This window comes from Protofrankia sp. Cas8 (assembly GCF_963555845.1).
In the GTDB taxonomy this organism is placed as follows: Bacteria; Actinomycetota; Actinomycetes; order Frankiales; family Frankiaceae; genus Protofrankia.
The window spans coordinates 1-24,104 of the sequence record NZ_CAUVXI010000063.1 but is presented as its reverse complement, the minus strand read 5'-3'; the positions used below and the strand labels follow the sequence as shown (position 1 = coordinate 24,104).

Below are 24,104 nucleotides of genomic sequence, written 5' to 3'. Positions count from 1 at the left end.
ACACCCAGCGCCTCCTCGGCCGCCTGCCACCGCTCCAGCGAGTAGTTGCTGACCCCGACCGCGTCGACAAGCCCGACCCGCTGCAGCGCGGCCATACCCCGCATGGTGCTGGTGTCCGGGACCAGCGGGTTGGGCTGGTGCACCTGGTAGAGGTCGAGCTGGCGGACGCCGAGTCGGTTGGCGCTGGCAACCGCGCGTTGTTCGACGACCGGCGCGACCGGCAGCACCGGGAACAGCTTGGTGGCGACGACGGCCGTCTCGAGCGCGCCGGCCTCCTTCAGAGCGCCGCCCAGGATCCGTTCGCTGCGTCCGAACGCGTAGACCTCGGCCGTGTCGAAGAACGTCACACCGAGTTCGAGCGCCCGCCGGACGATCGCCGGCGCCTCACTGGCCGCGTAGGCTGCGCCGTAGCCCCACTCCCGGGAGCCGAACTGCCATGCGCCCAGCCCGATCGCAGAGATCTTCTTTTTCGTGGTTACTCCATCGACGTACCGCATGACTCCAGTGAACGCTGTGCGGAGCCGGCGCGCGACCCGGTTGCGCCGAACACGTCCGTAATCAGAGCTGCTACCTTCCTTGAAGTTTCCCGAGGCGAGGGAAGCGTGAGCGGAGGCAGGATCGTTCGGTCGGCAGCCTGTCAACCTGTCAGCCTGTCAGGTTGCGGACAGGCTGGTCTTCCGATGGGGCGCAATGCCGACAGACCGGATGCGAGGCAGGCTGACCCGGCGCAGGCTGTACCGGTACCGGCTGACCCGACGCAGACTCACCCGGTACCGGCTGGCAGGAAGGGCGAAGGAGAGCACGGTGGTCCAGCAGTTCAATCGTGGGCAGAAGAGCCAGCTGTCCGCGATCACCCCCGGCACTGACCTCTACATCGGCATTGGGCTCGCCGCGCCCGGCCTGACCTGGGACGTGTCCTGCTTCGGGCTGGACGCGAACGACAAGCTGTCCGACGACCGGTACTTTGTCTTCTTCAACCAACCCACCTCGCCCGAAGCGTCGATCCAGCTACTGGGCGAGCAGGCCGGTGACATCCAGTCGTTCCGGGTGACGCTGGAGAAGGTGCCGGCGGGTATCGACAAGCTGTCGTTCTGCGCGGCGATCGACGGAGCCGGGGCCGCGTCCCAGATCTCGTCGGGTTATTTCCGGATCGTCGTCGGTGGCAGCGAGGTCCTGCGTTACGCGTTCAGCGGCGCGGATTTCACCAGCGAACGCGCCGTCATGATTTGTGATCTCTATCGTAAGGGGGTCTGGCGGGTCGCGGCGGTCGGGCAGGGTTTCGACGGCGGGCTCGCCGAGCTGATCCGGTCCTTCGGCGGGGATGTGGAGGACACGCCGACCCCACCACCACCGGCAGCGCCGGACGGCTTCGGTCCGCCACCCGGCGCCACCCGGACCGTGGCGCCTCCGGTGCCCGAGACGGGTTATGCCAAGCCGGCAAGGGCGCCGGCATCGGGGTCTGCTCCGTCCGCGTCACTCGCACCGACTCAACCGCAGCCGGGGTCCGGCCAGCCGGGGGCCGGCCAACCGCAACCCGGCTACCCGGCGCAACCCGGGGCCGGGTACGGCACGCAGGCATCCGGGGGGGCCGGCCTGACCGAGATCCTGCCGTCGCAGGGTCAGCCGGTGGCGCCGGGCGCGATGAACAGCCTGGACCCTTACCGTGAGGTCCCCACGGCTGGCCGGTGGACGCAGCAGAATGCCAAACTCGTCAAGGCGACCCTCGGCCAGGGCCCCGATGTGCTCGCACTGCGCGGGTCCATGGTGGCCTACCAGGGCGACATCGACTTCGACTACAAGGGCTCCGGCCTGCGCGGGATGCTGGAGAACAAGCTCACGGGGCAGGGTCTGAAGCTTATGACGTGCAAGGGGCGCGGTGAGGTCTTCCTCGCCCACGACGCCGCCGACCTGCACATCGTCGAGCTGGACGGCCAGTCCCTGTGTATCAACTCCAAGAACATCCTGGCGTTCGACAGTACTCTGCACACCGAGATCAAGAGGATCGAGAGCGCCGGCATCCCAGGTGGTGGCTTCTTTCATTTCGAGGTGTCCGGTAAGGGCTCGATCGTGGTGATGACCAGGGGAACGCCGATGACGCTCAACGTCGCCGGGCCCACATTCGCCGACATGAACGCGCTGGTGGCCTGGACGTCCGGAATGCGGGTGAGCGTCTCGACCCAGGTACGCATCTCCCGCCAGATCTACGCCGGTAGTAGCGGTGAGTCCCTCGCCCTGCAGTTCATGGGTTTCCAGGGGCATTTTGTGGTTGTCCAGCCGTACGAGGTCTAGAGGTCTAGCCGGCCAAAGGGTGTGCGATCATGGTTTGTCTCGCACGCCCGGAGGCCCGAGGGAAGCCAGTAGGGCCAAAGGGTGTGCGATCATGGTTTGTCTCGCACACCCGGAGGCCCGAGGGAAGCCAGTAGGGCCAAAGGGTGTGCGATCATGTTTTGTCTCGCACGCCCGGAGGCCCATGAGAAACCTGGAGGAGGCTGCGGTGCACGGAACACTGATGGATCACTTCGGCCAGACTCAGATCATGGACCGGATGAGCAGGCACGGTTCCAAGATTGCTAAGGTTGTCATGCAGCCTGGGCAGGACCTGTTCGCCAGGGTCGGCTCAATGATCGCCTATGAGGGTCTGATCGACTTCAACCCGCAGCCGCCACAGTTGCGACGGATCGCTTCCTCGTGGGCAACCGGCGAGGGCGTGCCGTTGATGACCGCTGTCGGCCAGGGCCTGCTCTACCTGGCCGACTACGGCAAGGAGGTCATCGTCACCCAGCTCGCTGGCGAGGGCCTGTCGGTCAACGGCAAGAACATCCTCGCGTTCGACACAACCCTCCAGTGGGGGATCGAACGCGTCCGCGGGGTGAACATGCTGTCCGGGATGGGCATGTTCAACGTGGTCATCCGCGGCCATGGCTGGGTCGCGATGACCGCGAAGGGCACCCCGATCGTGCTTGACACCCGGGAGGCTCCGACGTTCGTCGACACCGACGCGCTGGTCGCCTATACCGACGGCCTACAGGTCCAGCCGCGGCGTACCGCGCGCCTGGGCGGTCTGATCGGACGCGGTTCGGGTGAGGCGTTCCAACTCGGCTTCTCGGGTCAGGGTTTCGTCGTGGTGCAGCCGAGCGAGGACGAGCGACCGAACCTGTCGGTCCGTGGGTGACCTGGTCCGTGCGGGTGATCTGGCCTGTACGGGTGATCTGGTCCGTGGGTGAGAGGATGCGACGATGAGTCACGGTGGATTCCCGGGCGGACCGTCCGGTGGGATGCCGGGAATGCCTCCCGGACCGCCCGGCGGTCCGGGAGGGGGGATTCGCAGCAGCCTGTTGGGCAATCCCGAGGTGCAGTCGGGGGAACGCTTCACCCTGCAGAACGGGAAGATGCTCAAGGCGACGCTCGGCGCCGAAGGAATGCGGGAGTTCTACGCCCGCAAGGGTGCGATGGTCGCCTATCAGGGTGGCGCGACCTTTGACGCACACTGGGAGGGCTGGGGCCACCAGTTCCGTTCGCTGTTCTCGGGTGGCGAGGGCCTGAACCTGATGATGGTATCCGGCGCAGGCACGGTCTTTCTTGCCAATCAGGGCCAGGATGTGCATATCCTCGACCTTGCCGGTGACGGTCTGACCGTGGACGGCAAGAACGTGCTCGCCTTCGACCGGGATCTGTACTGGAACGTCGTCCGCATAGATTCCCAGGTCTCGATCGCCGGAGCTGGTAGCTACCAGGTGGAGCTGTCCGGAAACGGGAAGGTCGCGGTGGTGACGTCGGGCGCGCCGCTGGTGATGCGCGTCACGCCACAGAACTACTACTTTGCGGACGCCGACGCGGTGGTGGGCTGGTCATCGAGCCTGCAGGTGTCGATGCAGGCCGCCGTGACGTCGTCGTCGGCCTGGCGGCCGCGCGGCAACACCGGGGAGGGCTGGCAGATGCAGTTCTCGGGCGACGGCTACGTGATCGTCCAACCATGTGAGTTGCTCCCGCCGTACAACGCGCTCGCCGGTGCGGGGCTCGCTGGACACTTCGGCTTTGGCGAGGCTGGCTTCGCCGGCAACCAGATGCAGGGTCACCACGATGCTCCGGGGCACGGTGGGCAGGGGCACGGCCGGGGCGGCATGTTCGGCGGCCACTGAAGGACGCTGCGGTCCACAGCAAGGACCCGGCGGTCCACAGAGCCGAAGGATGTGATTCTCATGCTGCTGGACCAGCACCAGAATCACATCCTTGAGGGCTGCTCCTACTGCTCCTACTGCTCGTACAACTCGTTCAGGCCGATGGTCAATACTCGATCACCGTTGGTTGAGGTCAGCAGGTCCGGGTCGAAGCCCGCGCCGGAGTAACAGGCGATCATCGTGTGCCGGGCGCTCTATGCCCGGCCCGAGGACCTGGGCGGAGAACCGAGATCTGGCGTCCTGCCAGACAGCCGCCGCGCGACGGATCGGGCAACGGACGCGACGGATCGGGCGACGCCACATCGCAACCCGAACGGGTCGTGACTCGTCCTACTGGATGTGTGGAACCTACCGGTGAGGTGGGGAAAAGTACAGTAGGTAAGGAGATCGGGTGAAGAGGCGCCGACGTACGCCCACCTGGTGGCTGCGAATTCGCGCGCGGCCATGGCTCGAGGCCGGTTCCGGCGTCGTCGGTGTGATGCTGATCCTTGTGTCCGCGTTCCTTTACGCGACTCAAGGAGCGGCGCGGAACTCGCTGCTGGACCCGGTACCGCGGGTGACGCCCGTGTCGGGGGCGCCGGGCACGGCTCCAGGGGGTCCGGCGGCGGTACCGACCGGTACGACAAAACGCCGAGCCGCGACGCCTGAGGGCGCGGACGGTGGCCCGACACCGGAAATCCGGTCGGGTCCCACCGGGTCGAAATCCCTGCTGCCCGAGCCTGGTGTGATTCCGCCGGGCACCGTCGGCCCGACCGGGGTGACTCCGACCACCGAAATCACCGTCATTGTCACGACGGGGCCGTCACCGCCCGAACCACTGACGACCGTTGAGCCGTTGCCTGTCCATTCCTTTTCGCCGGTACCCACACCGCCCGTTCCTACCCCGCAGGTCGTGCCGACGTCGTCGACCGGCTTCCCGTCGCCCACGCCGTCGGTGAGCTCGTGATAAAGAGGAGTCTACGATTCTTCTGGAATTCGGCGATCATGAAGGTGGTGCGGGGCCATGAGCGTCGAAACCACTTCCTCAACGCTGTCGTTCCGCTGTGCGCCGTGGACGCGGGAGCAGGGCGTCGACCCGATCGGATCGGCCCTGACCTGCGACACGCTGCTGCTGGTCGAGACGCCCGCGCCGTGGCCACGCGACGTGAGTGAAATCCCGGCCTTCGCGGCGGCCCTGCGTCATTCCCGGCCCGGTGGTCTGAACCGGACCAGGCTGCTCGCGGTGCACCCGGCCGATGAGGGCATTGACGACCTCGACCCGCGAGCGGGCGTGCTGATCACCCGGTGGCGTCGAGCGGGCTCCAACCGTTTCCTGGGCACCGACCACACAGTGCCTCGTGATCGACTCGTCGATGCGCTCATCCGGCTCCTCGACGCGGGTGGCCGCATAGATGCCACGGACGCCACGGACGCCACGGATAGCACGGATAGCACGGATAGCGACACGATCGTGCAGGCAGCGCCCGCCGAGGTCCTGCTCTGCGGTCATGGTCAACGGGACCGGTGCTGCGGCAGGAACGGAGTCCGCCTGCAGATCGAAGCGGCGTCGGCCTGGCCCGGCGTACGGGTTCGCCGTTGCAGCCACACCGGCGGGCACCGGTTCGCCCCGACCGGGTTCACGCTCCCCGACGGGCGGGCCTGGGGGTTTCTCGATGCGTCGACGCTAGACGGGATCATGCGCCGTTCCAGCCATCCAGCCACGCTGCGTGACAGGTATCGTGGCACCACCGCGCTCGACCCGTGGGGGCAGGTAGTCGAGCGGGAGCTGCTCGAACGGTTCGGCTGGGGCTGGCTCGACCACGAGATCACCTCCTCGCGGACCGAGGTCACCGACGGCGGACGGGCCGCGACCGTGGAGCTCGCCTGGTGCGGGCCGACTGGGGAGGCCAGCGCTGTCGCGGTGGTCGAGGTCGTCCGCGACGTGCCCGTTCTGGTCTGTGGTGAGCCGCCGGAGGTCGCGGGGAAGACGAGCCCGGAACTCGCGCTACGGCACATCACGGTCCGGAGCTGACCCGACCCGGATACGGTGCGGGAATGGTTGTGGCTCTGCAGCTGGCCGTGGCGATCGCCGCAGAGATCATCGCGACCACGTCATTGCGTGCGTCCGACGGGTTCACGCGGCTGTGGCCGTCGGTGGTGGTGTGCGTCTGCTACCCGCTCTCGTTCTACCTGCTGTCCCTCGTGCTGCGGCAGATCTCGATCGGCGTCGCCTACGCGGTGTGGTCCGCGGTCGGTACCGCGGTGATTGTGATCATCGGCGTGGTCGCCTACGGGGAGACCCTGAGCCTCCTGCGGGTCGTCTCGCTGCTGCTGGTGGTGCTGGGCGTCCTCGGCCTCCAGCTCAGCGGAACCCATCGGTGAACCGCCGCTAAGAGCGCTGGTGTCACGGGCTGAGATCGAGAATGCGAACCGCCTGGTCCCTCCATCGGTCCGGGGAGGCGGTGGCGATGACTGCGCCTTCGGGACGATCGGGTGTCGGCTCGGCGGCATACCGACTGTGCGCAAGCGCCCACGTGACGTCCTGAGTAACCCAGAGGGCAGCAGGTAGATCCAGGTCGACGACGGTGATGGCGGGCAGGGCTGCGACGTGTTCGGCCGTGCCGGGGCGGGCCCGGTCGGCTTCGACCAGCGCACATGCCGCGGCATAGAGGAACCACCCCGACTCCACGTGTGCCCGGTGGATGAGGCGAGAAGCCAGGACGTTGCCGCGGCCGGCGGCAACCAGGGCGGTGTCGTCGAGAACGACGTGTAGCGCTCCGGTCACCGGGTACGTATCTCTGCCAATCGACGATCAAGATCGGCGTCCACCTGCGCAGTCTCCGCCTCGGTGAGGTCGTAGCCGTTCCACTTCAACAGCTCCGCACGGGCCTGCTCGGCACGCGCCGCGCGCTCGGCTGGCGTGAGAAGGGTGCTCGCCAGACGGGCGAGATAAGCGCGCAAGGACAAGCCCTCGGCCGCCGCGATCTCAGCGAGCCGGTCGCGCGCATCGGTAGGGATGCGGATGTTGGCGTCAGCCATGGGAAGCTCCCTTCATCCGGATCAGGGTATGGGTACGTACCCGTGGCAGGCAAGCGTGGCGCTGCGTGCCGCCACCCTTTGGATGAGGATCGATACCGGTTATGCGTGTCATCGAGATCCGCTATCCGCGGATAGCGGACGGAGACCTCCGCGTAGATCACCGGATTGATGACGAGCTCCGCCTCATCCGCGGCCGCCGCGATCGTATCGGCAGACCAGTCGCCCCACCGGGGATCGTCACCAAGCAGGTCGAGCAGCACGTTCCCAAACGCCCACCAAGAGCGACCAGCAATTGGGAACGCGGCGTCGCGGAGCTGGGCCACGCACGCCAGCCCCGCTCCTTGATCCACATCCCTACTGTCAGGGGCGCGTAACAATGTGAATCTGATGCTCCTGCCACAACACCAGATTCACATCGTTCCCACAGAGGGTCCGGCAACAGGGGCGCGGCTTCGCAGGGCTGGGGCGCGCACCTCACGTTGTTGTCGGCACCCGAGACCCGAGACCCGAGACCCGACACCCGACACCCGGGTGACTCCCTCCGCCGTGTGGCCGGGCAGCGCCGACGGTGGCATGGTGGCGGACGCCCGGTCGCGGTTCACTGGGTCCGAGCCGCTGATGGGGGAGCCTGGGGTGAGCCCATCTGGCATCATCGGGCCAACCGCGGGTGCGGCAGCTACCGCAGCGGTCGAGGTCGTCCGGGACGTGCCCGTTCTGGTGTCCCCTGAGTCCCCTGAGTTCGCCGAGAGGACAAGCCCGGAGCTCACGCTACGGTCAATCACGATTCGGCGTTGAAACTCTCAGGAGGAATCCGACCATGACCCACGACGTCGCACCCGCCGCATTGGCACAGCCGGCAGGGGTTGTCGCAGCGTATTTCGCGGCGAACACGGCACTGGATGCCGATGCGGTCGGCGCACTGTTCGCGCCCGACGGCGAGATGGTCGTCAACGGGGTTCGCCTGCGTGCGGGCAGGCAGATCGTCACGGAGCACTACCGGCAGTGGATGACCGCGTTCGCGCCTGGTGACATCGCCACTACCCTGGGACCCATCCTGGTTGACGGCGAGTATGTCGCCGTGCAGACAGAGATCATTACCCGCGGTGAGAAGGCGTGGCTCGGCTACTTCTTCCTGCTGCGTGACGGGCTGATCCATCGGCTGTCGACCTATGTCAACATCGGTTCCCTCGACGACGCCCTGGCCTCGGGGGCGCGTAGGAACTGATCAGCTCGTTGGGATCTCCACAGTTCGGGATCTCCACAGGTAGTACCGGGCGTCTGACGTGGATACGGTGCGGGCATGGTCGCTGCTCTCCAGGCGGCCGCGGCGATCGCCGCAGAGATCGCGGAACCCACCGGTGCTGGAACCCGCCGGTGAGCGAAGGTGTCCTGATGCCGGTGTATCAGGCGTGGTTCATGAGGCTTGCGGCAGCTGCCGCGCCCAGCTACCTCTCAACGTCGAGAGTTCCTACTACGCCCAACTGCCTGACACGGTTTCGTGTCGGAGTTTGGGTGAATTCATTCTCCTGCAGAGCCGGCATGGTTCGGTCAGAATCCCGGGTGGTCCAGCGGGACCCACCCGGGACCGCTTCTCGTGTCCGCTGTCTCGTGATAACTGCTACCACCATCGCGGCCCGCCTCGGGATTGACCACGCTGATGACGCTGTGCCAGGCGACGGCTTCGGTGAGCCGTCGCGCTGCACCCCCCGATCTGGGTCGGCCCTGGACCCAGCCGGTGAAGTTCTGGACCACGTGTATCCACGTGTGTCCCCTGTGTCCCAGCACCGAGACGCCGGGGCTGTCGTCGTAGACAACTGCGCGGTCGGTAATCCGCTGGCTTTCTGGCAGGGGGTCGTCCGCGCCACTACCGCTCCCACGCAGCATCGTCTGCCACGACGAGCTCAGCGGCGGACCAGTCTTGAAATAGACCGCTTCGGGACCGGACCATTGCCTGGGATGCAACTCCGTGTATCGGGCGCGAGCGCCCGGATCGAGGTCGAAGACGATTTCGATACCGTTCGCAAAATAGGCACCGACAGGAATGAACCCGAGCCTTCGGCCGAGCTGGCTGGTTCCTGAGTTAGCGAACCGACCAGCCTGTACGCCAGTCGTCGCCGCAGCGCCGGCATCGGGTTGACGTGCAACGGCGGCGGCCACGGCGATGTTACCTGCCTGGCGCTGGAGTTGGAGCAACCGGTGTTCACGGCCGGTGTATCTCGCGGCGCCAGTCGACCCCACCGATGGCTTTGGCGATCGTACGCGCGTGGACGCTGGGATTTGGGATTCATCAAGAATCCGGGCTGTCGATCGCATGTCAGAGCTCCTTGTAGATCTTTTGTTTGATCAGGGACTGCCTGGACGCGACGGATCGGACAGAAGATCTAAAGCAGGGCGGAATCAAGCGGTCACTGCGACGGTGCGCTGCAGCAGCTCGTCGAAGAACGCGATCTCGTAGGAGGACCCCAGTTCCTGGGCGACGCGGCCCGCCAGTGCGTAGCCTCGCTCGTTCCAGTCGGTCTGGACCTGTTCGCTCGGCCAGCAGTAGCCGTTAGCGCTCAGCCAGCGGTCGTAGTCGGCCGACCACCGGACGAGCTCGTCGCGCAGCACGTCGGTCAGTTGCAGCGCGTCGGGCGAGAGCATCCCGCTTCTCTCGCCGGACCACAGCGGAAAGGCGCGGTAGTCGGCCATCACCGTCACTTTTCGGATTGCCACACCCGTCATTTAACGCCGCAGCGGCCTTGAGCACGAGAGCATGCGCCGCGAGGATCGTGGCGTCAGGTCTCCATCAGAGCTTCCAGCGCAGGCCCGTCGCGATCGTTTCCACCGAACGCACGGCGCCTGTGTTGTCGCTACCGCCGTGCACGTACAGGGCGTATGGCCTTCCTGCGATCGTTTCCAAGATCGGATAATGTATGCAATCGCAGAAGTACCATCAACCAGGGCGGTCAGCCGGCCCAAGGGGTCGGCTCCTCAGCGGGTGAGTCCCTCGATGAGGAGCTCGAAAACGTTGGCCATCTCGGCGCGGGCTGTCTCGGCGTCGTTTGCCCGGGCGATGTAGAGGGCTGCCTCGTCGCTGGCCCCCATGAGGACGTGGGCGAGCGGTCCGACCGGTTGCCGCCGGATGCGGCCGGCGTCGATACCCCAAGCGAGCACGTCTCGGACGAGGCCAAAGACGTGGCGGGCGCATAGTTCCCGCCACTCGGCCCAGCCCAACACCGACGGTCCGTCGAGCAGGACTATTCGGTGGACTTCCGGCTCGACGCAAATCCGCAACCAGGCACGCGCGGCCAGCCTCAGCGCCTCGATCGGGTCGGTTGAGCCCACGGCAGCGACCTCGGCCGCGATGCGGGCCGCGACGTCCGCCTCGACGGCCTCGACGACCGCGGCGAACAGGGCGGACTTGTCGACGAACTGGTAATAGAGCGCCCCACGGCTCACCCCAGCTGCCGCCACGATCGCCTCCGTTCCGACCGAGGCGAAGCCCTCCTCGGCGAACAGCCGCCGGCCCGCCGCGATCAACGCCGCCTGCGTCGCCGCGGAACGGTCCACCTGGCGGCGCCGCTGGGACTGCGGTTCTGGGCTTGGCAACGCGGGCACGGACCGATTCTCCTCCGCCAGCACTATTGTTTTACATACAGTCTGTCTGTATGTTTTTTGTCATGGACGCCTCACTGTCTGTTGACGTCATCGACCTGCCCCAAGGCCAAGTCTCGTATCGCGCGGCGGGGCCGCACGCGTCCGACCGGCCGCCGGTGGTGTTCCTGCACGGGCTCCTCGTTGACGGCCAGCTGTGGGCCGCCGTGGCCGACCTGCTCGCCGAGCGCGGCGTGCGCAGCTACGCGCCGAGCCTGCCCCTTGGAGCCCACCCGACGCCGATGCATCCCGACGCCGACCTCACCCCGCGGGGCGTTGCCCGCCTGGTGCTCGACCTCATCGCAGCGCTCGACCTGCGGGACGTCACCCTCGTCGGCAACGACACCGGCGGCGCGATCGCCCAGTTCGTCCTCGACACCGACCCGGCCCGTATCGGCCGGGTCGTGCTGACCAACTGCGACGCGTTCGACACATTTCCCCCTCCCCCATTCACGCTGCTCGTGCGCGCGCTCCGCCACCCGGCATTGGTCTCGATGATCGCACTCAGCCTCCGTTCCGTGCGGCTGCGGCACGGTCGACTCGGATTCGGCCCTCTGGCGAGCCGGCCCTTCGACCCCGAGATGACCAGTGCCTGGGTCAGGCCGCTGGCCGACGGGAGCGTCCGACGCGACGTGGCGAAACTGGCCCGTGGCATCGACCCGAGGGACCTGCTCGACGTCTCGACACGGCTCGGGAAGGTAGCGAAGCCAGTCCGCCTCCTGTGGGGCGACGCCGACCGTTACTTCCGCGTCGACCTTGGTCGACGCCTCGCCGAGACCTTCGCCGACGCGACCCTCGAGACCGTTGCGGGCGGCCGCACGTTCCTCCCCCTCGACCACCCCGACCGCGTAGCCGCCACCATCCTCGCCGCGGCTTGAGTCTCCCGGTGCCCAATCCCGCCGCGCATTGTTCCGTGCAGGGGTTGTTGAAGACGGTCAAACAAGGACGAAACGAATGAAATGGCCGCGCCGAGAAACTACCCCGATGTGCTGCGGGAGCGCGGGAGCGTGTCGCCCGGAAGGACGAAACGGCCCCGCAATAGCGCCTCAGGCCTGACCACAGGCAGAGTCCTGATCCCTTCGGGGTGCTGGTGAGCGGCCCCAGGCCTGACCGGCGGCAGGTCGCAACAGTCTGCCGTCCGACGTCCCCGAGCGGTCGCGGACCTACATCACAAGGCTCGCGGCCGTGGTCGCGCCGAGTTCCCAACAGGCTTCGCGATCGGCGGCGTCCGGGGGGCCGAAGACTTCTCGGTCTCACCCAGATCGAGGTTGGCGAGTCCATGGGCATCAGCAAAAGCCGGGTGTCCCAGATCGAACGCGGCGAGGTCTCGACCGTCGACGTCATCGCCCGCTACGTCCAGGCCCTCGGCGGCCAGATCCAGATCACGGCGGTCTTCGGCGACGACCTGTACATCCTGCGCGGCACCGACACCCCGGCGGCGTAGCAAAAGGTTTGCTCGTCACGACATCCAATCGACAGGCCGATCAGAGCAGGAGCGAACGCGCGAGGCGAAATCCCACGTCGTCGATCTGAAATGTTGGATGGCTACGGCGCCGCACCGATGCCCGGCAGCTCCACTGCTCGTCAGCCCATCCACCGCCCCGGAGCACACGATAGGTGCCGTACGCTTCGGCGTCGTACACGTCCCAGCACCATTCCCAGACGTTTCCCAGCATGTCATACAGTCCCCACCGGTTGGGCAGTTTTCCGCCCACCTCGCGGATTCGATCCTCCGTGTTCCACCCATACCACGCGATGTCGTCGAGCGGTCCGTACCGCGGACCCGTCGTACCGGCGCGGCATGCGTGCTCCCACTCGGCCTCGGTCGCCAACCGATATCCGAGCGAGGAGGTATCCCATTCGACATTATCGCTATCGACGTTCTCGCCGGCGCGGATGCGGTATGCCGGTGCCACCCCTTCGCCTTGGGACAGCGCGTTACAGAACCGGACGGCGTCCCACCAGGAAACACCTTCCACGGGCAGCCGGTCCCCTTTGGCGGTACTCGGATTTCTCCCGATGACACGTGCGTACTGCGCCTGAGTAACCGGAAATACGGCAAGCTGGTGGGGAGCAAGGTCGACCGACCACGTGCGCCGCGTTCGCCGGTCCGACAGCGCCACCCGCCCCGCCGGAATGGTTATCATAACCTGCCCCGCACCTGCGTCCATGGGAACAAACCTTACTGATGTGGTTTCCGGAGGAGAGACGTCAAGCCAAGACTCGCGCGCGTTTACCAGGAGGCCGCGACTCCACTACGGCATCAGGCTGGCCGCGACCGTGGCACCAAGTTCCCAACAGGCCTCACGATCGGCGGCGGACAGGTCGCAGACAACCGTGAGTGGATCGCCGCCGCCCCGCCCGCATACCCATCAGGGCATCAGGGCCGCGGAGGTAGCCGCGCCGAGCTCCCAGCAGGCTTCGCAGCGGCCGCGTCCGGGGCGCCGAACATCAAGGTGCGATCAGCTCGACCTTCGGAAAGTACGTCCGGTACCGGACGGCGTCGCGAGTAAGCAGCCGATAGCCGGCGACGGCCGCGTGTGCGCCGATCAGGAAGTCTGGCAGGGGCGACGTCCTCGTCCCACCCCGTCGGCGGTAGTTCGTATAGGCCTTGCCAGCAAGAAAGGCCGCCGGGTACGGGAGGCTGTCTCGTCGAAATACCTCTGGCCGGAGCGTGTCATCGAGATCCTCTATCCGCGGATAGCGGACGGAGACCTCCGCGTAGATAACAGGATTGATGACGAGCTGCGCCTCGTCCGCGGCCGCCGCGATCGCATCGGCAGACCAGTCGCCCCACCGGGGATCGTCACCAAGCAGGTCGAGCAGCACGTTGCTGTCAACCAGGACGGAAGTCACTCGCCGCGGGTGAGCGCCATGATCTCATCTGTGGACATGCCCGGCGGAGCCGTGCCACGAAGCCGGCGCACAATGCGCTGGCCGCGCCCATCGCCCGGACCTGACTCCACGCGCACGATGTGGACGCCGTCGTCATCGAGAATGATCTTAATCTCGCTGCCCGGGAGGAGGCCGGCCTTCTCCCGGATCTCTACCGGGATCGTCACCTGACCCTTGGACGTGATCCGCATCGACGCCTCCTACTTCTCAAAGTAAGAGTATTACACTGCCCCGCCAGGTGGCCAAGCTCGCGGCCGACATGGCGCCAAGTTCCCAGCAAGCCTCGCGGGCGGCGGCGTCCATCTCGCCGACCACGGTGACCGGGTCGCGCAGGCGCTTCCAGCGCAGGCCGGCGCGAGGTAGGTGACGGCGTGCACCGGTTCGAACAGCCGCCACATCCGCCGAGCCGCGGTCTCCTCGGCACGCACCCCAGTCCCGCTCCTTGATCCACATCCCTACTGGCAGGGGCGCGTAACGATGTGAATCTGATGCTCCTGCCACAACACCAGATTCACATCGTTCCCACAGAGGGTCCGGTAACAGGGGCGCGGCTTCGCAGGGCTGGGGCGTGCACCTCACGTCGTTCTGGTGACGCAACTCGCCACGGAACCGCTCGAGCTCGGCCAGCACCCGCTCGTCGGCCGCATCGACTTCCGGCACACGAAACAAGACGCGACGATGCTACGTGCCTCGTAGCACCAGAACGCCGTAGAGTTGTGATCAGTGTTTTACTGAGGCCATGTGGGACGGCGGTGGATGGTGACGCGCTCGTTCAACACGACCGGGCCGTGCGTGCCGAGCGACCACTACATGATCCCGGCCTCGGAGCGGCTCCCCGAGGCGCCCGATCTCATCGAGGCCAAGAAGTACTTCGTCCTGCACGCCCCACGCCAGACAGGCAAGACGACAGCGCTGCAGGCGCTCGCCGCGGAACTGACCGCGAGTGGCCGCTATGCGGCGGTCGTGCTGTCGATGGAGGCGGGCCGGCCCTGGCCGGATGACGTCGGCGCGGCCACCCGGGCGATCCTCACGCGTGCCCGACGCACCTCGCGAACCAACCTGCCTGCCGACCTGCGTCCGCCGCCCTGGCCGGAGAGCTGGGCGGAGGGGCTCCTCTCGGAAGCGTTCGCCGTCTGGGCGGAGGCCTGCCCGCGACCGCTGGTGCTGTTCCTCGACGAGATTGACGCCCTCGGCGGACGCACCCTGCTCAGCGTCCTCGGCCAGCTGCGCGACGGTTACCGCGACCGCCCCACCGGCTTCCCCGCGTCGATCGTTCTCTGCGGCCTGCGCGACATCCGCGATTACAGAGTTGCTTCGGACGGCGATCCGGCCAGGCTGACGTCGCCGAGTCCGTTCAACATCAAGGTGACGTCCCTGTGGCTGGACGACTTCACCCTCGACGAGGTCCGTGAGCTCTACGGGCAGCACACCGCCGACACCGGCCAGCGGTTCATCCCCCAGGCCGTCGAGTACGCCTATGCGCTGACCATGGGTCAGCCTTGGCTGGTCAATGCCCTCGCATACGAGATCGTGCACCGTATGAAGGTCCCCACGACGACGATCACAGGCGACCACGTCGACCAGGCCGCCGAACGGATCAGCGTCACGCGCGAGACGCACCTGGATTCCCTGCTCGACCGGCTCCACGACCCGCGCGTCCGGCGGATCATCGAACCCATCCTCGCCGGCGCAGAGGTCCGGTTCGACCCGTTCTCCGACGACCTCGCCTATACCACCGACCTCGGCCTGGTCCGACGGACCGCGGCGACGGTCGAGATCGCCAACCCGGTCTACCGCAACGTCATCACCCGGGTTCTCGCCAACGGCCTCTTTGACGGCGTCATCGGCGCGCCTGGTCGCCTCGAGTTCCCGGCCTGGTAGGACGACGATCTGTTCCAGGTGCTCGCCGGTCCGACCCGGGTCCGACCCGCCCTGGGCTGAGTCTCACCCGGCGCACACGACTGGGTGCCGAGACCGGTCGAGTGCGCCCAGTCCTCTAGATTCTGCGAGAGGTACCGCTTCCTGGGGTTATCGGAGGGCTTGGGCAATGGCGACCGTGGCGCGTGACCGGCTGGCGAGGATGCTGCGAGGCGACGCGGAGTCCGCGTTCAGCGTGGAGCTGACGGCGAGTAGGGATGACCTGAGCCTCGAAGTCGAGGGCGTCGGGCCCGTGACCTTCCCGGTCCGGCCCGAGCAGGCCCGCGAGCTGCTCGGCCTCGGCCAGCCCGCCCGGTTCGGCCGCGGCGAGGAGACGCTGACCGACCCGGGCGTCCGCGATACCTGGGAGATCCCGAAGCACCTCGTCCACGCCCGGTGGGACGACAAGGCACTCGACGTTCTTCTGACGACGGCAAAAGACGAGCTGGGCCTGCCGATCGCCGCCGAGCTGACGGCCGACCTCCATGCGCTCCTGGTGTACGAGCCGGGCCAGTTCTTCCGCGCCCATCAGGACAGCGAGAAGGACAACGCGATGATCGGCACTCTGGTGGTGGTACTGCCCTCCAGCCACACCGGCGGCGAGCTCGTGGTGCGCCACCTCGACGAGAAGATGGCCTACCGGGGCTCGAAGACGGACCTGTCGCTGGTCGCCTTTTACGCCGACTGCAGGCACGAGGTCGCCGCGGTGCGGTCGGGGTATCGGATCGCGCTTACCTACAACCTCCTGCTGCGCGGGGACACCGCCCTGCCGGAGGGCGACGAGGGCACGGTCGCCGAGCTGGCCGGCTTCCTTCGCGAGCACTTCGGCACGCCCGTGGCCAGTCCCTACGGCCTGCGCGCCGCAGGCCCACCGAATCGGCTCGTCTACCTCCTCGACCACGAGTACACCTCCCGCGCGCTGGGCTGGAGCGGGTTGAAGGGCGCCGACGCCGCTCGCGTATCCCTGCTGCGGGCAGCGGCGGGCCAGACGGGGTGCGAGACCGTCCTCGCGCTCGCCGACGTCAAGACGACACACACCGCCTATGAGGCGGGCGAATACGTCGAGGATCGAGGAGAGCGGTACTGGGACGACGACTACGACGAGGACTGCGAGGGCCCGGGCGCCGACGCCGAGTACGTCGTCGAGGAGCTGGTTGTCCGCGAGGTCACGCTCACGCACTGGACCGGCTCGGATGACACCCGGCTGGAAGAGGTCTCGCTGGACGTGGGCGAGGACGAGATGTGCGCCTCCACCGGGACCGACGACCTCGAGCCCTACTCCTCGGAGTACGAGGGCTACATGGGCAACTGGGGCAACACGCTCGACCGCTGGTACCACCGGGCGGCGGTCGTCGTGTGGCCTCGGGAGCAGTCCTTCGCGAACCGCGCCGAGACCTCGCCCGGCTGGGCGCTCGACGAGCTCGCCGCGATGGTGTCAGCCGGCGACCTGGCGGGCGCCCGGTTCGCCGCGGCGACGCTTCAGCCGTTCTGGGACGGCTCCCTGCGCGCGCGGACCACGGAGGCGAAGGCGGGGGTCGCCGGAATCCTCGGCAAGGCGCTGCGGGCGGCGCACGCCTTGGCGGACGGGGCGACCGCGACGGCGCTGCTGTGCCCCTTCCAGGCGGAGAACCTGACGGCCGACAACGCCGACGCGTTCGCGGGACTCGTCAGCGCCTACGGCGAGCAGTGGACTGCGGACCTGCTGGCGACGTGGTTCGGCGCGCAGCAGCCCGGGTGGGCCTACACCGGCGGGCCGCAACGGCGGCGGTGGGTGGCGGACGAGCTTCCCGGCCTGTGCTCGGGGCTGTCCGCCGCGCGCGAGGCCGGCGGCGCAACGGCCGCGCGGGTGATTCTCGACCTGGTGTGGACGTGGGCCGGCAGGGATATCGACACGACGCTCGCGTCGTCGTCGCCCAGCTACCGCGACAGGGCACTCGCTGACCTGGCCGGACCGCTCGTCTCCATACTGAGGGCCGCCGCCGTGCTGCGGGATGTGGGCACCCGGGACGCGGTGACCGGCCATCTCCGGCGGAAGGGGGACGCCGTCACCGCGCTGGAAGTGCCGATGCTGCGCGCCGCCGCCGAACTGCCCGACGACGGCGCCCGCCGCGAGGCTGGCTTCGGCGACCTGGCCGCCGACTGCGCGGCACGGCTGCGCGCCCGGCTGGCCCAGCCGCCGCGCGCGGCTGGGAACTGGTCGGTCACGCTGCCCCCGGCCGGCTGCTCCTGTGACCTGTGCGAGGAGCTCGGCGCATTCCTGGCGGACCCGGACCGGCGCACGTTTGACTGGCCGCTCGCCGAGCCGCGCAGACGGCACGTCCACTCCCGGATCGACGTCGCCGAACTGCCCGTAGGCCATGTCACCCGGCGCCAGGGTCGCCCCTACACGCTCGTTCTGCGCAAGACCGACGCGCTTTTCACCAACGAGGCGGAGGCCCGGGTAGGCGACCAGGTGGACCTGGAGTGGCTGGCGGTCGCCTGGCGGCCGATTCCGTAGGGTTGCGATCGGTGGTACGCGGCTGCGAGGAGCGCCCTGATCGTGACGGGCTGGTCGCGATGGTCTCGACCGCTCACACGGCGCCGGTGGTGTCGTTGTTGCCATAAACACCAGCCATCTAGATTCGCCTTTATCCGCGAAGCAGAGTGATCGCGCGACCAGCGGGGCTGGTGGCCGTGGCGAAGTCCATGCGACCGTCGGGGAGCACATGGGCGCACGGGCCCGGGACCTCGGCGACGTAGTCGAAGACGTTCTCGGTCAGGACTCGGACGATGACCTCGTTGTAGATCGGGTTGGCGGGCCGGACCGGTGCGTCCGGGGCGAGCAGGCCAAGGTCGCGGACGTACTGCAGGTCGTCGGGGTTGGGCCTGGTGGCGGGGGCGAGGCCAGTGATCATTGGCTCGATGATGGCGCGGACGCGCGGGTCGTAGAGCTTGTCGACCAGCGAGTCCAGGTGGGTGGCCCGGGCCTGGATCAGCCGCTTCTTCGCCTCCTCGACGTGATCGGCAGTGACCACTGCCGAGGCGGGCACCGCCATCTTGCGGACGATCTCGTTCGCGAGCGCGTTGACCAGCCACGGCTGCCCGCCGGTCAGCTCGAACGCCAGCTCCACGGCCTCGGGAGTGAACATCTGGCCGGTGTCGGCGGTGTGCTGGCCATAGAGGTCCCGGACCTCGTCGAGGGTGAAGTTTCCCAGGCGCAGCGACTCAACGATGATATTGAACGGGCTGGGCCCGCCAAGCCGGTTCGCGTTGCCACCAGCCGCCGTCTTGTAGTCGCGAAGGTCTCGTAGGCCGCACAACGCCACCGAGGCCGGGAAGTGAGCCGGCCGGTCACCCGCGCCCGCGCGTAGCTGGCCGAGAACGCTGACCAGCGTCCGGCCCTCGAGAGCGTCGATCTCGTCGAGGAACAGCACCACTGGCCGCGGGCAGGCCTGCGACCAGGTTTGCAGCGCCCTCGCCAGCAGTCCTCCGTCGGGTGCTTCGGGCCACGGCGGTGGGCGCAGCTCCGGCGGCAGGTCGACGTTCGCCCGGTCCCGGATCCGGGCGAGGATCGCGCGGGTAGCCGCGCCGACGCCGGAATCATGTAATGATCGCTGGGCACACACGGCCCGGCGGTGTTGAACCAGTGAGCCACCACCCTCCACGGCCACGGGGCACGGACAGATCGCCGCCACTCTACGGACCACCTCCGCCTGGCAGCCGCCCGCGAACTGGCACCGGGCGAGCAACGGTCCCAGTAGCGTTCGCCTCCTCGGAGGCTTTCTATCGGCGAGTCGTGCCACAGTCAATCTTGTTTCGGGACTTCCAAAACAGTCCCCAGCAGCAGCGACCGCACCGTCCGGCGGTGGGCCCCGACTGCTCGCGGCAGAACGTGCAGCCGACCAGGTCACCCGGGCCGCCTGCGCGGACCGGGCCAACCAGCTCACCGAAGCCGAGTGGACGGCCGTGCTGCCCGACGTCCCCTACGACCCACCCTGCTTCTGATCATTGTCGCCGTGGGACGCTGCCCCGGGCAGTCAGACGATCAGCGGTGGCGAGCAGCTCGACGGTCATCACAGTTCCACGCGCACCTGGACCATCGCGCCGCCGCCGAACCGCACCGCGAAGACGTCACCGACGTGGCCGGAGTGGCTCACACCCGGGTCGAGCCGGGTCACCAGCGGAGCCTGACCACCGTGTTCGGTTCGGTCACTGCCACCCGGATGGCCTACCGGTCGCCGGGGGCGGCCAACCTGCACCCCGCGGACGCCCAGCTCAACCTGCCGCCAACCCGCCATTCGCATGTTGGCAGGAGCACCAGCACCTGGCAGCGCGGCGGCATGTGTATCCCCGCGATGGCCTCTGGCCTGCGGGCAGGCGCTCGTGCCCGCCACGTCCAGGCCACCCGGTCGCCAGAGTGGTCAGAATAACGACCGGTCGCTATTATGGCCCTCATGGAGACCATACCGATCACGGAGGCGAAGGCCCGGATCGCCGAACTGGCGGAGCGGGTCGCACGAGAGCATGATCACTTTACGATCACCCGCAACGGGCGTGCGGAGGTGATGCTGATCTCTGTCGCGGAGTACGAGTCGATGCGGGAGACCCTCGACCTGTTGTCGGACGGCGAGGCTCTCGCGGATCTGCGGCAGTCGAGGGACGACTTCGCCACGGGCGACACCTTCGCCCTGGACGAGGTCGTGGCCGAACTGAACGAGTGGCGGGCCAGGGACGAGTGAAGGCCGCCAGCGACGCGCCCTACGAGGTCGCGCTGTCGCGCAGAGCACGGAGAAACCTCCACGAGGACCTGTCCCTGGAGGTCGCGGCCGCCGCACTGGAGACGATCCAGCGAGCGATCGCCATAAATCCCCACCGAGTCGGAAAGCCGTTGGACGAGCCCTTCGATGGCTTCTACTCGGCGCGCAGAGGAACCTACCGCATCATCTATCGGATCGACGCGGCCAAGCATCTTGTAGAGATCCACTCCATCCGGCATCGGCGGGACGTCTATCACCTGTAATCACTGACGAGCAATTGCGCTTCGCCTCGGCCTCCGCACGTCGAGATCGCGCTGCCGTCGCGCAGGCACGGAGAAACCTCCACGAGGACCTGCCCCTGGATGTCGCGGCCGCCGCCCTGAAGAAGACCAGCGAACGATCGCCAGGTCGGGAAACTCGCGGCGACCGTGGCGACGAGTTCCCAGCGGGCCTCGCGTGCAGCGGCCTCCACCTCGCCGACGATCGCAGCGGCTCCCACAAGCGCTTCCATCTCAGCCCGGTGGCGATGGTCTCGACTCCGCAGACCTCTCCGGTCGTGTCTAGAGTTCCCGTGCACGTACACGGCATATGGCCGACCGGCGGTGGCATCGAGTCCGGAGTAGTAGATCCGGTCAGAAAGGAACCGACCCCTGGTCACGGGAACGATGCTCCCCGTAACCCCATCTGGCCGAAATGGATGCCCGGCCCACGAGGCGGGGCGCCGGTCGGCTACGGCATCAAGCTCGCAGCGACCGTCGCTCCCAGCTCCCAGCACGCCTCTCGATCTTTCGCGTCCGGGGTACCGAGCACCGTCACCGGCTCGCGCAACCGCTTCCACTTCAAGCCCGTGGCGATGGTCTCCACGCTGCGGATCGCGCCCGTGGTGTCGGAGCCACCGTGGACATACAGGGCGTAGGGGCGACCTACCGTCGCCTCCAAACAGGGGTAATAGGCTTGATCGAAGAAATGCTTCATGGCGCCGCTCATATAGCCAATGTTCGCCGTCGTGCCCAAAAGATAACCATCAGCCGCCAGCACATCTGAGGCGGAAGCCGACAGCGCCGGGCGCACCTCCACTGCCACGCCCTCGATAGCCTCATCACGGGCACCGGATAGGACGGACTCTAGTATCGCCTGCATCGTGGGCGACGGTGTGTGGTGGACTACTAGGAGCGTGGGCACAACCGCTATTCTAGCGCGCGGTTTCCAGGCGATCATCTCGCTTATGTCACCGAAATGACCTATGCCTCGCGATGGGGACTCCGATCTACTCCCGTTACAGACGTTCGCTCTGGTCTACACGGAGAAAACACGCCGCCCTGGATCCGTGTGGACCCGGTCAGATTCATCTTCCGAAGGGGCTGGACGCCACGGCGGCCTTGAGTCGATCGGCGAGGGCGGCGACTTCCGCACGTAGGGCGTCGGGATTGTCGATGGTAAAGGACCAGCCGAGTCCGGCGAGCATCTGGGCCATACCGTCGAGCCTTTCGACTCGGGCTTTCAACAAGACCCCGTCGGACCGTTCGGTCAGTGTGCCGATGGTTGGTGGCAGCCGTCGTTTCGCCTCGTCGGGCGTGGTGTGTAGTACCACGGCGACCTCATGCTTCCAGTTCACGGCCGCTATTCCCGCCAGCACATGTTCGGCGGGGTCGAAGCCAGACGGTACGTCGTAACTGCCGTCAGCAGGACGGACCTGGGCGATGCGGTCGAGTCGGAATGTGCGGACCTCACCTCGGAGATGGTCACGCCCCGTCACGTACCAGCGGCCAGCATGGAAGACGAGCCCGTACGCGTCGAGCGAGCGTTGACCGCTGCGCCCATCCCATGCGGTGTAGTCAATGGTGACGGTGCGCCGCTGGTGGGCGGCTTCGGCGAGTTCAAGCAGGACGGGTGCCCCGGGCGGAACACCTACTCGGCTGGGCGCGGTGAACCGTGTGGTGGACAGCAGCGAGCCCAAGCGGTTCGCCAGTGCGCCCGGCAGGACGCGTTGCACCTTCGCCATCGCGCTATCGGCCGCGGCGACCTCGGTGGTCAGCAGCCCGGAGCGACGGCCGGCAGTGAGGCCGAGCATGACCGCGATCGCCTCGTCGTCGGTCAGCATGAGTGGCGGGAGCTTGTAGCTACGCGCCAGCCGGTAGCCGCCGTAGCGGCCGCGACGGGCCTCAATCGGGATGCCGAGGTCGGCAAGGTGCTCGGCGTAACGGCGCACGGTCCGCTCATCGACGCCGAGACGCTCAGCGAGCTCACCGACCGTGTGCTGGCCGCCAGCCTGCAACAACCCGAGCAGAGCGAGCACGCGCGCCGTGGGCCGGGCCAAGATTCTCCGCCAATCCGGTCGGATGTTGTCCGGTATCAACTCTACGTTGACCACATGGCGACCTACGTACTCGTTCCCGGATTCTGGCTCGGCGCATGGGCCTGGCGCCCCGTTGCCCAACCACTGCGTGAGCGCGGGCACAATGTGCATCCGGTCTCCCTGACCGGCATGGCCGAGCGGGCCGGTCAGGCGCGGCCCGATACCGACCTGGAAACCCACATCAACGACGTGGTGAACCTGCTGGCCTCGCGGGACCTTCACGACGTGATCCTCGTCGGACACAGCTACGCCGGCCTGGTGATCACCGGTGCCGCCGACCGGCTCCCCGAGCGCATTGAGCAACTCGTTTACCTCGACACCGGCCCTCTGCCCGACGGCATGTCGCAAAACGAATTCGCACCGCCCGAGCAGCAGACGACCAATGCGGAACTCGTCGCGAACTACGGGGACGGCTGGCAGCTACCGCCGCCCCCGTGGGCGACGCTCGCCGCCCCCGTCCCCGACGTCGACGAAGCGGCCATTGAAGCGCTCACCACCAACTCGGTCCCGCAGCCTTGGGCGACCGCCACCTCACCAGCACGGCTGACCGGCAGGTGGGAAAAGCTGCCCCGACTGGCGATCCTCTGCACCTTCACGACCGAACAGGTCCGCGCCATGGCGGCAACCGTGCCGGCCTTCCGGCACATGGCTGGCGACATCTGGCGGTACGCCGAGCTACCTACCTGGCACTGGCCAATGTTCAGCCGCCCCGCCGAGCTCGCCGAGATCCTTGACGGTGCCACCCGGTAGGTCTCGCATCGGCTCAGCGGTTTCCCGGCGAACGCACCGAGGTTTTGGTCGCAAAAGTAGCGCGAATGGCGGTGCGTTGGGCCATTACGGACGGTTGCGATCATTGCATGAGACCCGCGGCCGTCATGGCGCCCAGCAGGTAGGCGTCCGCGGTCAGTACGTCCACGGTGGACGCGGCGAGCCCTACCGCCGCGTTACCCGCGAAGCAGCGTGATCACGCGACCGCCGGGGCTGACGGTCTCGGTGATGGCGGTGCGCTCGTCGATGGCGGCAGCGCTCGGGCGCTGGTCGAAGACGGCGAGGGTGCCCGTGTCGAGTTGGAGTCGGTCGAGATAACGATCGAGTTGCTTGAGGCCCTGGTGGAGCGGGTCCGCCTTGGTCGCGCGCCAGGTCTTGATCTCGATCGCTTCGCGCTGGACGTCGCGGGTGCCGCCGGGGGTCGTGTAGGGCCAGCGGATGGTCAGGTCGACGCGGCCGGCACCGACGGCGTATTCCCGCGCGATGGAGCCGCCACCATTGACGACGCGCTGGAGGTACCCCATGAGGATCAGCTGCGGGGCGACCTCGTGATAAAAGCCGCCCTTGGAGAGGAACTCGCCGTTCTCGATCCACCACTCGGCG

The 24,104-nt window shown here is 67.5% G+C and carries 25 protein-coding genes and 3 pseudogenes; 13 read left to right on the top strand and 15 right to left on the bottom strand.

The genetic code is table 11. The features are described 5' to 3' along the window. Positions 1 to 446 (bottom strand): annotated as a pseudogene (locus tag U9977_RS11755) (aldo/keto reductase); the annotation flags it as partial. Between the two features lie 358 nt (positions 447 to 804). On the opposite strand from U9977_RS11755, the gene U9977_RS11750 reads away from it, so the two are divergent. The 3 genes from U9977_RS11750 to U9977_RS11740 all read left to right on the top strand — a co-directional run bounded on the left by U9977_RS11750 (position 805) and on the right by U9977_RS11740 (position 4,139). Then, complete coding sequence (locus tag U9977_RS11750) at positions 805 to 2,289, top strand: TerD family protein (protein WP_322749269.1); 1,485 nt, start codon at positions 805 to 807, stop codon at positions 2,287 to 2,289. A gap of 205 nt (positions 2,290 to 2,494) precedes the next feature. Next, positions 2,495 to 3,172 (top strand): AIM24 family protein, encoded by a 678-nt coding sequence (locus U9977_RS11745; protein ID WP_322749268.1) that lies wholly within the window; start codon positions 2,495 to 2,497, stop codon positions 3,170 to 3,172. A 64-nt stretch (positions 3,173 to 3,236) separates the two neighbouring features. Then, positions 3,237 to 4,139 (top strand): AIM24 family protein, encoded by a 903-nt coding sequence (locus tag U9977_RS11740; protein WP_322749263.1) that lies wholly within the window; start codon positions 3,237 to 3,239, stop codon positions 4,137 to 4,139. Positions 4,140 to 4,691: 552 nt separating this feature from the next. On the opposite strand, the gene U9977_RS11735 is transcribed toward U9977_RS11740, so the two are convergent. Next, positions 4,692 to 5,105, bottom strand: a complete 414-nt coding sequence (locus U9977_RS11735; RefSeq protein ID WP_322749262.1) for a hypothetical protein — start codon at positions 5,103 to 5,105, stop codon at positions 4,692 to 4,694. A gap of 76 nt (positions 5,106 to 5,181) precedes the next feature. Here U9977_RS11735 and U9977_RS11730 point away from each other — a divergent pair, with 76 nt between their 5' ends. Together U9977_RS11730 and U9977_RS11725 are read left to right on the top strand one after the other, a co-directional pair. Continuing rightward, positions 5,182 to 6,189: a sucrase ferredoxin gene (locus tag U9977_RS11730; protein WP_322749261.1), complete on the top strand. Its 1,008-nt coding sequence runs from the start codon at positions 5,182 to 5,184 to the stop codon at positions 6,187 to 6,189. A gap of 23 nt (positions 6,190 to 6,212) precedes the next feature. Continuing rightward, the gene (locus U9977_RS11725; protein WP_322749260.1) at positions 6,213 to 6,539 is read left to right on the top strand and encodes a DMT family transporter; all 327 of its coding nucleotides are present in this window, start codon (positions 6,213 to 6,215) and stop codon (positions 6,537 to 6,539) included. 22 nt (positions 6,540 to 6,561) lie between these two features. On the opposite strand, the gene U9977_RS11720 is transcribed toward U9977_RS11725, so the two are convergent. Beyond that, complete coding sequence (locus tag U9977_RS11720; protein WP_322749259.1) at positions 6,562 to 6,942, bottom strand: hypothetical protein; 381 nt, start codon at positions 6,940 to 6,942, stop codon at positions 6,562 to 6,564. Continuing rightward, the gene (locus U9977_RS11715; RefSeq protein WP_322749258.1) at positions 6,939 to 7,196 is read right to left on the bottom strand and encodes a hypothetical protein; all 258 of its coding nucleotides are present in this window, start codon (positions 7,194 to 7,196) and stop codon (positions 6,939 to 6,941) included. Before U9977_RS11715 ends, U9977_RS11720 begins: the two co-directional genes overlap by 4 nt. Positions 7,197 to 8,013: 817 nt before the next feature. Here U9977_RS11715 and U9977_RS11710 point away from each other — a divergent pair. Then, positions 8,014 to 8,421: a nuclear transport factor 2 family protein gene (locus tag U9977_RS11710; protein ID WP_322749257.1), complete on the top strand. Its 408-nt coding sequence runs from the start codon at positions 8,014 to 8,016 to the stop codon at positions 8,419 to 8,421. A gap of 1,172 nt (positions 8,422 to 9,593) precedes the next feature. Here U9977_RS11710 and U9977_RS11705 read toward each other — a convergent pair. Beyond that, on the bottom strand, positions 9,594 to 9,884 hold the full coding sequence (locus U9977_RS11705; protein ID WP_322749256.1) for a hypothetical protein: 291 nt from the start codon (positions 9,882 to 9,884) through the stop codon (positions 9,594 to 9,596). Between the two features lie 282 nt (positions 9,885 to 10,166). Then, a complete protein-coding gene (locus U9977_RS11700) occupies positions 10,167 to 10,793 on the bottom strand; it encodes a TetR/AcrR family transcriptional regulator (RefSeq protein ID WP_322749255.1) in 627 nt (208 codons plus the stop codon). 62 nt (positions 10,794 to 10,855) lie between these two features. Between U9977_RS11700 and U9977_RS11695 the strand changes: the two genes are divergently transcribed. After that, a complete protein-coding gene (locus U9977_RS11695; protein ID WP_322749254.1) occupies positions 10,856 to 11,707 on the top strand; it encodes an alpha/beta fold hydrolase in 852 nt (283 codons plus the stop codon). Between the two features lie 206 nt (positions 11,708 to 11,913). Beyond that, positions 11,914 to 12,273, top strand: coding sequence for a helix-turn-helix transcriptional regulator (locus U9977_RS11690; RefSeq protein ID WP_322749253.1), 360 nt, complete (start codon positions 11,914 to 11,916; stop codon positions 12,271 to 12,273). A gap of 40 nt (positions 12,274 to 12,313) precedes the next feature. Here the strand turns inward: U9977_RS11690 and U9977_RS11685 are convergent, their stop codons facing one another. The 3 genes from U9977_RS11685 to U9977_RS11675 form a co-directional block, all read right to left on the bottom strand. After that, a complete protein-coding gene (locus tag U9977_RS11685; protein ID WP_322749252.1) occupies positions 12,314 to 13,000 on the bottom strand; it encodes a formylglycine-generating enzyme family protein in 687 nt (228 codons plus the stop codon). Between the two features lie 280 nt (positions 13,001 to 13,280). Then, positions 13,281 to 13,685: a type II toxin-antitoxin system VapC family toxin gene (locus U9977_RS11680; protein ID WP_322749251.1), complete on the bottom strand. Its 405-nt coding sequence runs from the start codon at positions 13,683 to 13,685 to the stop codon at positions 13,281 to 13,283. Continuing rightward, entirely contained in the window at positions 13,682 to 13,915 is a 234-nt protein-coding gene (locus U9977_RS11675; RefSeq protein ID WP_322749250.1) for an AbrB/MazE/SpoVT family DNA-binding domain-containing protein, read from the bottom strand. The genes U9977_RS11680 and U9977_RS11675 overlap by 4 nt, the downstream gene beginning before the upstream one ends. 568 nt (positions 13,916 to 14,483) lie before the next feature. Between U9977_RS11675 and U9977_RS11670 the strand changes: the two genes are divergently transcribed. Then, on the top strand, positions 14,484 to 15,605 hold the full coding sequence (locus U9977_RS11670; RefSeq protein WP_322749249.1) for an ATP-binding protein: 1,122 nt from the start codon (positions 14,484 to 14,486) through the stop codon (positions 15,603 to 15,605). A gap of 166 nt (positions 15,606 to 15,771) precedes the next feature. Beyond that, positions 15,772 to 18,138: a 2OG-Fe(II) oxygenase gene (locus tag U9977_RS11665; protein WP_322749248.1), complete on the top strand. Its 2,367-nt coding sequence runs from the start codon at positions 15,772 to 15,774 to the stop codon at positions 18,136 to 18,138. A gap of 130 nt (positions 18,139 to 18,268) precedes the next feature. On the opposite strand, the gene U9977_RS11660 is transcribed toward U9977_RS11665, so the two are convergent. Both U9977_RS11660 and U9977_RS26930 read right to left on the bottom strand, forming a co-directional pair. Further along, entirely contained in the window at positions 18,269 to 19,315 is a 1,047-nt protein-coding gene (locus U9977_RS11660) for a hypothetical protein (RefSeq protein ID WP_322749247.1), read from the bottom strand. Between the two features lie 378 nt (positions 19,316 to 19,693). Then, positions 19,694 to 19,918 carry a hypothetical protein gene (locus U9977_RS26930; RefSeq protein ID WP_416210569.1) on the bottom strand — a complete coding sequence of 75 codons (225 nt, stop codon included), beginning with the start codon at positions 19,916 to 19,918 and terminating at the stop codon, positions 19,694 to 19,696. Between the two features lie 156 nt (positions 19,919 to 20,074). Here U9977_RS26930 and U9977_RS11650 point away from each other — a divergent pair, with 156 nt between their 5' ends. Beyond that, positions 20,075 to 20,359, top strand: a complete 285-nt coding sequence (locus U9977_RS11650; RefSeq protein WP_322749246.1) for a type II toxin-antitoxin system Phd/YefM family antitoxin — start codon at positions 20,075 to 20,077, stop codon at positions 20,357 to 20,359. Continuing rightward, positions 20,356 to 20,640, top strand: a complete 285-nt coding sequence (locus tag U9977_RS11645) for a type II toxin-antitoxin system RelE/ParE family toxin (RefSeq protein ID WP_322749245.1) — start codon at positions 20,356 to 20,358, stop codon at positions 20,638 to 20,640. The genes U9977_RS11650 and U9977_RS11645 overlap by 4 nt, the downstream gene beginning before the upstream one ends. 152 nt (positions 20,641 to 20,792) lie before the next feature. Here the strand turns inward: U9977_RS11645 and U9977_RS11640 are convergent. The 3 genes and pseudogenes from U9977_RS11640 to U9977_RS11630 all read right to left on the bottom strand — a co-directional run. Beyond that, positions 20,793 to 21,035 (bottom strand): annotated as a pseudogene (locus U9977_RS11640) (flavodoxin); the annotation flags it as partial. Between the two features lie 71 nt (positions 21,036 to 21,106). Beyond that, complete coding sequence (locus U9977_RS11635) at positions 21,107 to 21,568, bottom strand: flavodoxin (RefSeq protein WP_322749267.1); 462 nt, start codon at positions 21,566 to 21,568, stop codon at positions 21,107 to 21,109. 154 nt (positions 21,569 to 21,722) lie between these two features. Beyond that, complete coding sequence (locus U9977_RS11630; protein ID WP_322749244.1) at positions 21,723 to 22,694, bottom strand: YafY family protein; 972 nt, start codon at positions 22,692 to 22,694, stop codon at positions 21,723 to 21,725. A 54-nt stretch (positions 22,695 to 22,748) separates the two neighbouring features. On the opposite strand from U9977_RS11630, the gene U9977_RS11625 reads away from it, so the two are divergent. Next, the gene (locus U9977_RS11625; RefSeq protein ID WP_322749243.1) at positions 22,749 to 23,483 is read left to right on the top strand and encodes an alpha/beta hydrolase; all 735 of its coding nucleotides are present in this window, start codon (positions 22,749 to 22,751) and stop codon (positions 23,481 to 23,483) included. Positions 23,484 to 23,677: 194 nt separating this feature from the next. On the opposite strand, the pseudogene U9977_RS11620 reads toward U9977_RS11625, so the two are convergent. Further along, positions 23,678 to 24,104 (bottom strand): annotated as a pseudogene (locus U9977_RS11620) (ATP-binding protein); the annotation flags it as partial.